We start from the raw sequence: 13,201 nt of genomic DNA on the forward strand, positions 1-13,201 counted from the left end.
GTCACGATCACTCGTGACCAAGAACCCCATTTCATGGATACAACAAACACATCGCTGATCTCTTGGGGTTTCGGACTCGCCGCCTTCGGCTACCTGTTTTTTTCCGCCTATCTATTCTCTTTTGGCAATGATTGGCGTCAGGACAAGCGCCCCCAGAGAATGCTTGCTACGGGGTTTATCTCGGCACTCTGGGCCTTCGCCAGCCTGGCCTTTACGCTTGACACCAAACCAATCACGCTGGTTACTGCGTCTGTGCTTGATGTCATTAGGTACGGTACCTGGTACGCTTTTCTCTTATCCTTGCTATTGCAGCCAACCGACACATCAGCAGAAAAGCCACAAGTTGTCACTTGGTTGCCCAAAGCCTGTTGGTTGCTGGTTATTGGTGGAGTGGTCCTTCAATTTACGCTTGCAATGGGCGTACTTTCTCCTCAGGAGTGGCTGCGTAATACGATCTTTCACGGGCTCGCTGAGGCGGTTCTGGGATTGATACTCATCGAGCAACTATTTCGAACGGTGGCCGAGGATTCACGCTGGAACCTCAAGCCACTCTGCCTTGGCTTACTCTTCCTGTTCGCATTTGACGTCTATCTATTTTCTGACGCCATGATGTTCAACCGGTTCGACACTGATGCCCTGACCGTTCGCGGATTCGTCCAGGTCATGTCGATTCCTCTGCTGATTCTCGCGACAGAACGAAGCAAGGACTGGACATCGAAAATTCATCTGTCACAGAAAGCGGCCTTTCACTCTGCCACACTTCTGTTCGCCGGGATTTATCTGTTATTCATGGCGAGCGTTGGCTATTACGTTCGCTACTTTGGTGGGGAATGGGGCCGCGCCTTCCAACTAGCCGTGATCGTCGCTGCCACGCTACTTCTAGGTATTTTGCTGGTATCTGGATCGATGCGCGCCAAGATGAAAGTTTTGGTTGGAAAACATTTTTTCCGTTACCGCTACGACTATCGTGAGGAGTGGTTACGTTTTACCCAGACACTGACTCTCCAGGACTCACCTCAAACCATGGGCCAACAGGTCATACGCGGACTTGCGAACATGGTAGAAAGCCCAGCCGGAACTTTATGGCTAAGGGATGTTAACCAAGCAACGTATCGGCAAAGTGCGCGCTGGAATCTTCCGGAATGCGTATCGGCAGCGCAATATGACTCACCTCTCTGTCGTTTTTTGCTTGCCAGTGGCTGGGTCATCAATCTTGAGGAGTATCGCTGCTATCCTGCCCGCTACAACAATCTGGAAATCCCTGACTGGCTTTCCGAACTCCCAAATGCCTGGCTAATTGTTCCTTTGATGGCTGGCAATGAAATGCAGGGCTTTGTGATTCTCGCAAGCTCTCGCACACCTTTAAATGTCAATTGGGAAGTCAACGATCTGTTACGCACAGCCGGCTGCCAAGCAGCTAGTTTTTTGGCCAAGATGCAGGCAACAGAGGCTTTGCTCGAAGTGCGAAAATTCGACGCATTCAACAAGATGTCTGCATTCGTGGTGCACGACCTAAAGAATATTGTTACTCAACTCTCTCTGATGTTGAAAAATGCTGAGCGTCATCGAGACAACCCCGAATTCCAGCAAGACATGTTGATGACTGTCGAAAACTCTGTGGAGCGCATGCGCCAACTTATGATGCAACTTCGTGAAGGAGCCACGCCTCCTGGAGCGGCTGTCGGTGTTAGTCTTTCAGATGTCATTGAGAGAGTTCAACGTGACAAGCGCGGACAGGGGCGTCAAATAGAAGTCAGCATCACAACTTCTCTTACAACCCGCGGACATCAGGAAAGACTGGAAAGAGTGATCGGACATCTGGCACAAAACGCACTTGATGCGACCCCAATCGAAGGCCGCGTATGGATAAATCTTGAGCGCCGAGGTGATCGCGCCTCGCTGGAAATTGGCGACACTGGCCAAGGAATGACACCTGAATTTATTCGCGATCGACTGTTCAAACCTTTCCAGACCACCAAGCATGCCGGAATGGGGATCGGTGCGTACGAAAGTGCCCAGTACATCCGGGAATTGGGAGGCGAAATTACAGTTGATAGCACCCCAGGCATTGGAACCCGAATGACCCTTATTCTTCCTCTTCTGGAAATTCGGCAAGAATCCGACCTGCACCACAAGGAGGCTGCGTGAGTACTGACAAGACGCTCCCGCTACTGATCGTAGAAGACGATCCGGCACTGCAAAAACAATTGCGCTGGTCCTTCGATCAGTATGAACCCCTTGCGGCAGGCGACCGCGAAAGCGCGCTGGCTCTGGTTCACCGCCACCGCCCAGCAGTGGTCACGATGGATCTGGGTCTGCCGCCAGATGCAGACTCGGTCTCTGAAGGGTTTCTCCTTCTGGAACAAATACTTTCCGCACAACCAGATACCAAGGTCATCGTATTGACCGGTCAAAACGACAGGACTAACGCCTTGCGTGCCATAGGCCTCGGTGCCTACGACTTCTTCGCCAAACCGTTTGAGCCAGAACTACTTACCTTAACGATCGACCGTGCGTTCCGCCTGTATGAATTACAGCAAGAGAACCGAAGACTGCAGGCTGCGCAGCATCCGACAGCTCTTGGCGGTTTGCTGACCCGCGATGCCGGCATGCAGCGTATCTGCCGCACCATCGAAAAGGTTGCCAACAGCAACGCAACAGTTTTGCTCCTCGGCGAGAGCGGTACAGGCAAAGAAGTTCTCGCACGTGGCCTGCATGAAGCCTCCCCACGCAAGAATGAGCGCTTTGTCGCAATTAACTGCGCGGCAATACCTGAAAACCTGCTCGAAAGCGAATTGTTCGGCTACGAAAAAGGCGCATTCACCGGTGCAGCCAAGACCACGCTTGGCAAGATCGAAACGGCGCACGGTGGCACTCTGATGCTTGATGAAATCGGCGATCTTCCACTAGCACTTCAGGCAAAACTCCTGCGCTTTTTGCAAGAACGTGTCATCGAACGACTCGGTGGCAGGCATGAAATACCCGTTGATGTCCGGATTGTCTGTGCTACCCATCAGGATCTCAAATCGCACATCAAGGAAGGCCGTTTTCGGGAGGACCTCTTCTACCGATTGGCGGAAATTGTTATCGATATTCCACCACTTCGCAGCAGAGATGGGGACGCTGCCTTACTCGCACATGCCTTTGTCCACCGCTTTGCCAATGACCACAAGCGAGGCGGCATGACCTTAACGGAAGATGCCGTACGGGCCATTGAGGCGCACAATTGGCCTGGCAATGTCCGAGAACTTGAAAATGCTGTGAAACGTGCCGTGATCATGGCCGATGGTCACCAAATCACTCGCGAGGACATTGGCCTTGACCATCTTGAAGGTACTGCCAACTTCATTGATTTGCGACTGGTTCGCGAAGAGGCCGAACGACGTGCTGTAGCCACTGCTGTATCCCGAGCAGATGGCAATATGGTTCGCGCCTCCGAAATTCTGGGTATTAGCCGACCGACCCTTTATGACCTGATGCACCGCCTTGGCTTGAAATAATCCGACGCAAATCCAGCAAAGAAGACAATCATGAAAAAAAACCGTTTCTTCATTACGTCAGCTCTCACTACTGCACTGCTCGCTGCATTCCTTGGGGGCTGCGGCGACTCCCCTGAATCGCTCATCGCCTCAAGCCGAGAGTTTCTCGCCAAGAATGACAATAAGGCGGCTGTTATTCAGTTAAAAAATGCCCTTCAACAAAATCCCAGTCTTGGCGAAGCACGCTTTTTGCTCGGGAAAACGCTTCTTGAGACTGGCGATGCAGCGGGTGCGGAAGTTGAGCTCCGCAAGGCCCAAGATCTGAAATACTCCCCAGAACAAACAACTCCTCTTCTGGCCAAGGCGATGCTTGGCGCTGGCCAAGCAAAGAAGTTAATCGACGAATTCGGAAAAACTGATTCGCTTAGCGGGGAATCTCTTGCTGCGCTCAAGACGACCTTGAGCGTTGCTTACCTCATCCAAGGCAACCAAGATGCTGCTCAATCAGCACTTTCCGATGCTCTAAAGGCACAACCGGACTTCGCTCCTGCCCTACTTTCCCTGGCTCGTAGCAAAGTCACAAATCGAGACATTGATGGCGCCCAAGCACTCGTCGCCCAAGTCTTGGAGAAGAACCCAAAAAATCACGACGCTTTGCTGTTGAATGGCTCCCTGCAAGGAGTCAAGTCGGGTCCCGAAGCCGCCTTAGCTGAATATCGCAAGGCAATCGAGGCCAAGCCTGACTTTATTGCCGGGCACGCTGCGCTCATTACCACGCTATTCCAGCAACAGAAATTCGACGAGGCATCCACCCAGTTGGATGCCTTGAGGAAAATTGCGCCGAAACATCCGCAAACGCTCTATCTGGATGCCCAAGCCAGCTACCAGCGGAAGGATTTCCAAGGCGCACGCTCAAAACTTCAAGATCTACTCAAGTTCAACACAAACAATCCAACTGCATTACAGCTTGCGGGTGCCGTCGAATTCCAACTACGTTCGTATATGCAGGCGGAAACTTACCTGAATAAAGCCCTCTCGCAAGCCCCTGAATTGCGCTTAGCACGACGCATTTTAGTTGCCACCTATCTTCGTAACGGACAAGCAGCGAAAGCTCTGAACACGCTCCAACCGATGCTTGACAAGGCAGATACTGATTCAGCACTACTAACGCTGGCAGGAGAGACCTATTTGCAAAATGGGGATGCCAAAAAAGCCGAAGAGTATTTTGCAAAGGCCAGCAAGCTTGATCCGAACGACCCCGGGAAGAAAACGTCAATTGCTTTGACCCACTTGGCTCAGGGCGATGTTTCTGGTGCAGTTGAGGATCTGGAACAAATTGCCCAAACCGATAAAGGCGTGAGGGCAGACCTCGCGTTGATCTCCACTTTTATCCGTACCAACCAAGCCGACAAGGCGCTGAAAGCAATCGACAGCCTTGAAAAGAAACAGCCTGACAACCCTGCAACGCATAACTTGCGCGCCCAGACGCTGTTGTTAAAGAAAGATCTGGCTGGCGCCCGCTCAAGCTATGAGGCTGCGTTAAAGATCAATCCGGCCTTCTTCCCCGCAGCCGCCAGTCTCGCGAAAATCGATCTGGCAGAAAAGAAGCCAGACGACGCAAAAAAACGCTTTGAAAACGTACTCCTTGCCGACCCAAAGAGCGTCCCCGCGTTACTTGCCCTTGCTGAATTAAAAGCTGCGAACAAAGGTTCTGTTGATGAAGTTGCCGGCTTAATCGGGAAAGCCATCACGAGCAATCCAACAGAAATCAGCCCACGGCTCGCTCTGATCCAGTATTACCTTAGCCAAAAAGAGACCAAAAAGGCCTTGGGCGCTGCGAATGACGCCGCTGCAGCAATTAAAGACAAGCCAGAAATCATAGATGCCCTCGGTCGTACCCAGCAGATGGCCGGAGACCTGAATCAGGCTTTGGCAAGCTACACCAAGCTCGCAGCACTTCAGCCAGCCTCACCATTGCCCTTGGTAAGGACAGCAGACGTTCATCTCGCGAACAAGAATAAGGATGAAGCAGCAAAGAGTCTAAAAAAGGCACTTGAGATCAAATCGGACCTGGTTGAAGCGCAGCGAGGTCTAATTTTGTTGGCACTGGACGCAAAAAAGCCGAACGAAGCGCTGCAGATTGCCCAACAGATTGAAAAACAACGCCCCAAGGAAGCCGTTGGTTTTGCGCTAGAAGGAGACATCCACGCCACATCAAAGAATTGGACTGAGGCGGCAAATGCCTATCGTAATGCAATAAAACGAGCCGGCAGCGCAGACATTGCCATCAAGCTTCACTCCGTATTACTGGCATCGGGTAACCCCCAAGAAGCAGGACGGATGGCAGCAGCATGGCAGAAAGAACACCCCAAAGACATTGCACTGCTCGTTCATCAAGGGGACGTAGCGACCGCTCGCAAGGACTATTCATTGGCGGCACAACATTATCGTCAAGCGCTCGACATCCAGCCAAACAATGCGCTTGTCCTGAACAATTTAGCCTGGGTATCCGGGGAACTCAAAGCACCAAAAGCAATCGAGTATGCAGAAAAGGCCAACCAACTGGCGCCAGGGCAACCACAATTCATGGACACCCTCGCAATGCTACTTGCGCAAAAAGGCGAAACCAAACGGGCCATTGACCTCTTACGTAATGCTATGAACGCCGCGCCAAACGCCGCATCGATTCAGCTCAACCTCGCGAAGGTATTGATATCCGCCGGCGAGAAAAAAGAGGCCCGCAAGGAGCTTGAGGCCCTTGCGAAGCTAGGCGACAAATTCTCCGGCCAACCGGAGGTTGCTAAACTGCTGCAGGCTCTTTGAACATAATTAACAAACCATTAATAAATAGGAATTTTCGATGACGACAATAGCAGTGGTGGGCTTGGGATATGTTGGTTTGCCCTTGGCAGTGGAATTTGGCAAAAAATATCGGACGATTGGATTTGATCTCTCGACGCACAAGATCGAATGCTATAAAAAGCACTACGATCCCACGGGGGAAGTCAGTACCGACGATCTAAAAGCAGCTACGTTGCTAGAAGTTGGCACAGATCCCGCGGCCATCCGTGAGGCTGACTTTGTTGTTGTTGCCGTGCCCACTCCTGTAGATGATGCCCATCAGCCTGATTTCTCCCCACTAGTCGGCTCATCGACGGCTGTTGGCCAAAATCTAAAACAAGGTGCGATTGTCGTTTTTGAATCGACCGTTTACCCCGGTGCCACCGAAGAAGTTTGTATTCCAATTATCGAAAGAGAATCCGGAAAAACGTGGAAGAAAGACTTTTTCGTTGGCTATTCGCCTGAGCGCATCAATCCTGGCGATAAGGAAAGAACCGTCACCAAGATCATCAAGATAGTCTCTGGTGACACCCCTGAGACACTGGCCACGGTACAGGAAATCTACGGCAGCATAATCACGGCCGGTGTCTACCCAGCATCGAACATCAAGGTTGCAGAAGCCGCCAAGGTAATCGAGAACACGCAGCGTGACCTGAATATTGCGTTGATGAACGAACTGGCGATCATATTTGACAAGATAGGCATCGACACACTGGAGGTCTTGCAAGCGGCCGGTACAAAGTGGAATTTCCTTCCCTTCCGCCCGGGCCTGGTCGGTGGGCACTGTATTGGCGTTGACCCGTACTACCTGACCCACAAGGCACAAAAGCTGGGCTATCACCCGGAGGTCATTCTTGCCGGCCGCCGTATCAATGACGGAATGGGGAAGTTCATCGCCGAGCAAACGATCAAGATGCTCGTCAAGGCAGGGCACCCGGTCAAGGATTGCCCAATTATTGTGCTGGGCCTTACCTTCAAGGAAGACTGTCCCGACCTACGCAACTCAAGAGTCATCGATGTCATTCGGGAACTGGAATCCTACGGCGCCAAGGTGGTAGTTCACGACCCAGTTGCCGATGCAGCCGAGGCGCGTCACGAATATGGCGTCGATCTAGTTGCCTGGAACGATCTGCCAAAGGCAGCAGCCATTGTCGCAGCCGTCAATCACAAGGAATACAAAGCCCTTCCAATTGGCGACTTTCTGGCTAGACTGGAAAAAGATGGCGTAATCGCCGACGTCAAGAGCATGCTTGATAGCAAGGCCTTTTCGGAAAACGGTATTACTGTTTGGCGACTATAAAATGAAATCTACGAAACGCTCAAAGCAAGCCAACCAATGGCAACGCCCTTGGCTGCTTTTGGCGTTTCTTGCCGCTTTTTCCGTGGTAAAGCCTGCCATTGCCGATCTCTCCGAACAGGGCAAACGAGCAGCCGCTCTTCGCACAGAAGCCAAGAGTTTTGAACATGGAAATGGAAATCCACGGAACCCGGAAAAAGCGGTAGAACTCTATTGCGAAGCTGCTCGCCTTGGGGATATGGAGGCCCAATACAATCTGGGCTGGATGTACGCAATGGGCCGAGGCATCACGCGCGACGACGCGACAGCGGCCTATTTCTTTACCATGGCTGCCAAGCAGGGAGACGCGTTGGCTGCACGCATGCTTCGCCAAGTCGGAGAGCCGATTGCCAAGCCTCCTGCGTGCCTATTTGATAGCGAAGGCGATGACATCGTATCCAAGGCTCCACTAGAACACCGAAAGGTAATGGACCTTGTTCAAAAACTGGCACCGGAATACGGCATTTACCCACGATTTGCAATGGCAATTATTCGTACAGAATCCAACTTCAACCCCGGAGCCATATCACCGAAGAATGCACAAGGGCTGATGCAGTTGATTCCGGAAACGGCAGAACGATTTAACGTCAAGAAGCCGCTTGACCCGGAGCAGAACATTAGGGGTGGGCTTTCATACCTGCGCTGGCTTCTGGCCTACTTCGAGGGGAATATCACACTGGTGGCAGCAGCCTACAACGCAGGAGAAGGCGCGGTGAATCGCTATGCAGGGATTCCGCCATACGCGGAAACACAAGGCTACGTAAAGCGCATACGGGAGATGTTCAAACGCGATGATCATCCATTTGATCCATCAGTGACAACACCATCACCGGAATTGCCGAAAATAACCCGTCGGCAACTCATGTAGCCGTGGCATACGCTCCTCTGTTACTCAAGCATTTTTCTTCTCTTCTTTGCCTTGCAGGACTCCTTGCCTCGCCCTCCTCGGCGAGTGCCGACCTGGCGGAAACAATCGAAAAAATAAAACCCTCGATTGTCGTCGTCGGAAGCTACAAGAAAACGAGTAGTCCAGCATTTACGCTACGCGGCACAGGGTTTGTTGTAGGAAATGGCAACCTTGTAGCCACCAATGCACACGTTGTCGCCGAGCAATCGGACCCGGATGGTCCGATACTTGTCATTCAGGCAAGGGCAACTAATGGCGACATCCAGTTACGGCGAGCCCAAAAAATAGCCAGTGACAAGGACCATGATTTGGCCATATTGCGTGTTGAAGGATCACCTCTTCCGCCTTTTCATCTTGCCGACAACTATCGCGTTCGTGAGGGGCAGGCAGTTGCTTTTACCGGCTTCCCAATCGGGGGAGCTCTCGGCTTTTCTCCCGTTACTCATCGCGGCATAATATCCGCCATCACCCCCATCGCCATTCCTGGTGGGAATGCGCAACAACTCAACGAAAAACTGATCCAACGACTGAAAAGTGGCACCTTCGATATTCTCCAACTGGATGCGACGGCCTATCCAGGCAACAGTGGAAGTCCGGTTTTTGACCCGGAAACAGGTGAAGTCCTTGGCATTATCAATATGGTATTCATTAAAGGAAGCAAAGAAGCCATCCTCAGCCAGCCATCAGGCATCACTTACGCCATACCCGTCCGCTACTTAATTGATGCGTTGAGAAAATTCTGACCCAATGAAGAAGTTGTCGGCTTTTTTTACATTATTGACTGCCTAACACTCCAACTCTTCTCTAAAAGGCCTTATGTCGATGATCTTACGGGACAATTGTTTTTTGGTATGAATATTGCGTCCAAAACAGCATCACTGAGAAATATTTCCACCTTAGGTAGTTATTCATATCGTAAGTTATAGGTGGATAACGAAACAAAGAGGCTACACATGTCGACTTCCGACTCAGACAAGCAAAAACAACGGCGCCGCAACATCCTAAAAGCTGCGACAGCAGTTCCTGCTATTTTCACGCTACCTACAGGGGCTGCATTAGCCCAGACGAGCCTGACTTGCGTTGATAAAAGTAAGGCTTTTGCTGCTCAAACGCCACCGATGGGAGTGACGACGGCAGCCGATACATGGGTTCGATTTAGTGTAGCCAAATACAAAATCAAACTAAAAGACAGTTCAAAAGTTCTCGGATTCAGTCTTAACAACCAATGGTATAGCGTAACCGGTGCCGCTAACACCATCGCGAACGTTAGCCTGAATCGAGATACAACATACACCCCAGTTCTGCAGACAGGGGGATATTTCTTGTTGGTCGACCAGTCAAAATACCAGAATCAGCCAAACTCCCCGCAGAGTTTTGTATTTTTGGGCAGTGAAAATCAAGTTACCTCTCCCGTTGCCGGGAATAGTTGCTGGAACTCTGTCACACCAAATAAACAGATCAGCTCGACTGTATTGAATTAATCAAGAACTTGCGACTTGCCAAAGAACGTTTTCTTGTAGCCAATTTCGGGGATGCGTTAGCAGTCTTTGATTGCCGTACATGGGAGTCGCACCTTTTACCTGCGCAAGCGGCTGTGTTGCTTGAAATCGCTCAAGAGCTTAAAGAGCAATCTGGAAATGTTTCCGAAGCGGAGCTGGAACACACCCTGAGAAGCGAATACAAAATCGAGTTGGACGCGCTTTCCCTACGTCAGTTCTTGGGAACATTAAGGGAAATTGGTATGCTCGACGAATGAGCCTGCAACTCCAATCTCTTGAATCCACTCCTCCTGCATTAATCGCGTCATCCTTAAAAAATGTCGGCCTGAGTCTTGATTACGGCGCATGCACCGTCAGGATTGTTGCACCACATACAGGATTCGAGACCTCACTAAAAACGGTCTACGGCGCTTTCGATTTCATCGAAAACCCAGAATTCTCTGATTTTCATATCAACCTGCAGCGCGGCTCAAAGATTCGCCGTTATATTCGCCCCACTGTTCACTTTCAGATCGACGGCATTCGACCTTTTGACCCTTTCCCCCTCTCCAACGCACTCCCTCTTTACGAATGGGGAATCAATTGGTGTTTTGCTCAGCGTTTCAATCAATACATTCTTCTACATGCAGGAACACTGGCACAGGGCAACAAAGGTATCGTCATGGCAGCCGTTCCGGGGTCGGGCAAGAGCACTCTTTCCGCCGCCATGATGCTGAGGGGATTCCGCCTTCTTTCCGATGAGTTCGGGGTGCTTGATCCAGCGACAGGCGGGTTACTTCCGATGCTCAAACCCATTGCACTGAAAAACCAATCTATCGATATCATCCGTTTTTTTTCTGACAGTGCGTCGCTAGGAACTACCTTTGTGGGTACGAAAAAGGGAGATGTTGCACATCTTGGCCCTGACCGGCCAAGCGTCATTGCCCGGCACCAAGCGGCAACACCAGCCCTGATTATCTTTCCGCGCTACGAAGATGGAGCAAAGCTTACCCTGACCCTCCAGTCACCGGACCTTGCTTTTTCCAGATTGGCATTCAACAGTTTTAACTATGCATTGCTCGGCCCTATTTCATTTACTGCCGTAGCCGCTCTCGCTGCAAGATGCCCAGCTTACGAGCTGCGCTACAGCCAACTTGATGAAGCCGTGAACTGCTTGCGCGACCTCGTCGCGAACACCCATACAAACGATGTTTAATATCTGGACAACAATTCCGGCCGGCCACAACCTCCTTCCACTCCTTAGAGACACTGCCCATGCTGCAGCAATGACTCTTACCGATTGGGACGATACGCTTCGACTTGCCAGGCAAGCCCGATTGCTTGGCCTACTCGGCCACCGGCTATGCGAGCAAAAGGATATTTGGGCCCAAATACCCCCTCCCGTTCAAGGACACTTAACTTCCGCAATCAATTACTCCGCGCACCGAAAGCAAATGGTTCTCATGGAGCTTGATACGATCAACAAGGCGATTCCCGAGGACATACCGGTTATCCTCCTAAAAGGTGCAGCCTACATTGCCCAGGGCGCCGAATATGCGCAAGGGCGCATTCCAAATGATGTGGACCTGCTGGTCACGCGTACTGACCTTGATCGCACTGAAGCAATCCTGAATGCAGCCGGCTGGGTTTCGGATACACAAGATGCCTACGATCAGCACTACTATCGGGAATGGAGCCATGAGCTACCACCAATGCGCCTACCAGGCCATGCGCTTGAGGTCGACCTGCACCATACAATCACACCGGTCACAAGCAGGGTACGCGCAGACGACAACATCCTCTTTTCAGGCCTGCAGACTATCCCTGGATCGCGATTTCTCTGCCTGCATCCATTTGACCAGATCATCCACGCAAGCATCCATCTCTTCCAGGATTCAGAACTGAGTGGTCGCTTGCGCGATTTTGTCGACATTGACGGCATGATTCGACTGTCCGTACGCAGCACGACCAACTGGGAGCAATTGCTGCTGCGCGCAGAAGCACACGGTGCCAGCCGCTATCTCTGGTACACGCTGCACTACTGCCATTCTTGGCTGGACACACCAGCGCCGGAAAACCTCGCCCTGCCACCACCTCCTGCAGTAGCGCGTAGACTTATGGACAGCATTCTCACCCACTGCTGCCTACCCAGCCTACCTGATAGGAATACTGGTTTCCGCAAGCGTATCGCTGAGCAATTCGGACGCCTGCATTATCACTGGCTGAGAATGCCCCCCGGCCTGCTGGTCCGGCACGCATCCCATAAAATTCTTCAAGGACTAATCAAACGGCAAGGCGCCTGATGGAAATCCCATTGAAGGCTACCTAGCCCATGCTGTTGAGAGACAAATGCCGGATAGAGCATTCAGCCAACATCATGGTACAGCTTAACCATCTGATTTTTTTGGTGTGCCCGGAGGGACTCGAACCCCCGACCTGCTGCTTAGAAGGCAGCTGCTCTATCCAGTTGAGCTACGGGCACTTGAGGGTGAAACTAGGAGGGATTGGTCGGGGCGGTGGGATTCGAACTCACGACCCTCTGCTCCCAAAGCAGATGCGCTACCAGACTGCGCTACGCCCCGACACGAGAGACCGCATTCTAGCACCGCCTGAAAAACCGCACCAGATCAAGCGACTATCTTTTTGAAAGAAAGAATCCTTGCCTGATGGCCGTCTTCATGATATTTAATCGCTTTTCTCGTCACCAGGACGCACAAAAAAATGGCAGAAGAACTGCTCCACAAACATTTCACTCCCTACCAGCCAAAGGCTGGCGAGGATTACATGAGCACCAAGCAGCTAACGCATTTCCGCAAGATTCTAGAAACGCTCAAGAAAGAACTGAGCGAAGATATCGACCGCACGGTTCACACCATGCAGGACGAAGCGACGGTGTTTGCCGATCCCAATGATCGCGCCAGCCAGGAAACGGACATGGCGATCGAATTGCGCAACCGTGACCGCGAGCGCAAGCTGATCAAAAAGATCGATGAAACCCTTGGGCGCATCGAAAGCGGTGACTACGGCTTCTGCGACAAGTGCGGTGTCGAAATCGGCATTAAGCGCTTGGAAGCGCGCCCGACCGCGACGCTGTGCATTGATTGCAAGACATTGGACGAACTCAAGGAAAAGCAGATGGCGAAGTAACTCGCCACGTTTT

General features: G+C 51.6%; 11 protein-coding genes and 2 tRNA genes. 11 read left to right on the forward strand and 2 right to left on the reverse strand.

Features of this window, described 5'->3' with window-relative positions:
- Positions 1-33 precede the first annotated feature (33 nt).
- The 10 genes from prsK to DARO_RS12570 all read left to right on the forward strand — a co-directional run bounded on the left by prsK (position 34) and on the right by DARO_RS12570 (position 12,344).
- Positions 34-2,148, forward strand: coding sequence for an XrtA/PEP-CTERM system histidine kinase PrsK (gene prsK / locus DARO_RS12535; RefSeq protein ID WP_011288171.1), 2,115 nt, complete (start codon positions 34-36; stop codon positions 2,146-2,148).
- Positions 2,145-3,500: a PEP-CTERM-box response regulator transcription factor gene (prsR, locus tag DARO_RS12540; protein ID WP_011288172.1), complete on the forward strand. Its 1,356-nt coding sequence runs from the start codon at positions 2,145-2,147 to the stop codon at positions 3,498-3,500. The genes prsK and prsR overlap by 4 nt, the downstream gene beginning before the upstream one ends.
- Before the next feature lie 30 nt (positions 3,501-3,530).
- The gene (gene prsT, locus DARO_RS12545; RefSeq protein ID WP_011288173.1) at positions 3,531-6,302 is read left to right on the forward strand and encodes an XrtA/PEP-CTERM system TPR-repeat protein PrsT; all 2,772 of its coding nucleotides are present in this window, start codon (positions 3,531-3,533) and stop codon (positions 6,300-6,302) included.
- A gap of 37 nt (positions 6,303-6,339) precedes the next feature.
- Positions 6,340-7,620, forward strand: coding sequence for a nucleotide sugar dehydrogenase (locus DARO_RS12550; RefSeq protein ID WP_011288174.1), 1,281 nt, complete (start codon positions 6,340-6,342; stop codon positions 7,618-7,620).
- 1 nt (position 7,621) lies between these two features.
- Entirely contained in the window at positions 7,622-8,524 is a 903-nt protein-coding gene (locus DARO_RS12555) for a lytic transglycosylase domain-containing protein (RefSeq protein ID WP_011288175.1), read from the forward strand.
- A 2-nt stretch (positions 8,525-8,526) separates the two neighbouring features.
- Positions 8,527-9,306, forward strand: coding sequence for a S1 family peptidase (locus tag DARO_RS12560; protein WP_011288176.1), 780 nt, complete (start codon positions 8,527-8,529; stop codon positions 9,304-9,306).
- A 210-nt stretch (positions 9,307-9,516) separates the two neighbouring features.
- The gene (locus tag DARO_RS22855; RefSeq protein WP_157037206.1) at positions 9,517-10,044 is read left to right on the forward strand and encodes a hypothetical protein; all 528 of its coding nucleotides are present in this window, start codon (positions 9,517-9,519) and stop codon (positions 10,042-10,044) included.
- Positions 10,045-10,052: 8 nt separating this feature from the next.
- Complete coding sequence (locus DARO_RS22330; RefSeq protein ID WP_011288178.1) at positions 10,053-10,319, forward strand: HPr-rel-A system PqqD family peptide chaperone; 267 nt, start codon at positions 10,053-10,055, stop codon at positions 10,317-10,319.
- Entirely contained in the window at positions 10,316-11,257 is a 942-nt protein-coding gene (locus DARO_RS12565; protein ID WP_011288179.1) for an HprK-related kinase A, read from the forward strand. The genes DARO_RS22330 and DARO_RS12565 overlap by 4 nt, the downstream gene beginning before the upstream one ends.
- Positions 11,258-11,327: 70 nt before the next feature.
- Positions 11,328-12,344: a nucleotidyltransferase domain-containing protein gene (locus DARO_RS12570; RefSeq protein WP_049758679.1), complete on the forward strand. Its 1,017-nt coding sequence runs from the start codon at positions 11,328-11,330 to the stop codon at positions 12,342-12,344.
- Positions 12,345-12,446: 102 nt separating this feature from the next.
- Here the strand turns inward: DARO_RS12570 and DARO_RS12575 are convergent.
- Positions 12,447-12,523 (reverse strand) — tRNA-Arg (locus DARO_RS12575).
- Positions 12,524-12,546: 23 nt separating this feature from the next.
- Positions 12,547-12,623 (reverse strand) — tRNA-Pro (locus DARO_RS12580).
- A 139-nt stretch (positions 12,624-12,762) separates the two neighbouring features.
- Here DARO_RS12580 and dksA point away from each other — a divergent pair.
- Positions 12,763-13,188: an RNA polymerase-binding protein DksA gene (gene dksA, locus DARO_RS12585; protein ID WP_011288181.1), complete on the forward strand. Its 426-nt coding sequence runs from the start codon at positions 12,763-12,765 to the stop codon at positions 13,186-13,188.
- Positions 13,189-13,201 lie beyond the last annotated feature (13 nt).

It is taken from the genome of Dechloromonas aromatica RCB, assembly GCF_000012425.1.

What these genes read in the sequence shown, in the direction of transcription:
- prsK (WP_011288171.1), top strand. Translation starts at nt 34, where the DNA reads ATGGATACAACAAACACATCGCTGATCTCTTGGGGTTTCGGACTCGCC.
- prsT (WP_011288173.1), top strand. Translation starts at nt 3,531, where the DNA reads ATGAAAAAAAACCGTTTCTTCATTACGTCAGCTCTCACTACTGCACTG.
- DARO_RS12550 (WP_011288174.1), top strand. Translation starts at nt 6,340, where the DNA reads ATGACGACAATAGCAGTGGTGGGCTTGGGATATGTTGGTTTGCCCTTG.
- DARO_RS12555 (WP_011288175.1), top strand. Translation starts at nt 7,622, where the DNA reads ATGAAATCTACGAAACGCTCAAAGCAAGCCAACCAATGGCAACGCCCT.
- DARO_RS22855 (WP_157037206.1), top strand. Translation starts at nt 9,517, where the DNA reads ATGTCGACTTCCGACTCAGACAAGCAAAAACAACGGCGCCGCAACATC.
- DARO_RS12565 (WP_011288179.1), top strand. Translation starts at nt 10,316, where the DNA reads ATGAGCCTGCAACTCCAATCTCTTGAATCCACTCCTCCTGCATTAATC.
- DARO_RS12570 (WP_049758679.1), top strand. Translation starts at nt 11,328, where the DNA reads ATGACTCTTACCGATTGGGACGATACGCTTCGACTTGCCAGGCAAGCC.
- dksA (WP_011288181.1), top strand. Translation starts at nt 12,763, where the DNA reads ATGGCAGAAGAACTGCTCCACAAACATTTCACTCCCTACCAGCCAAAG.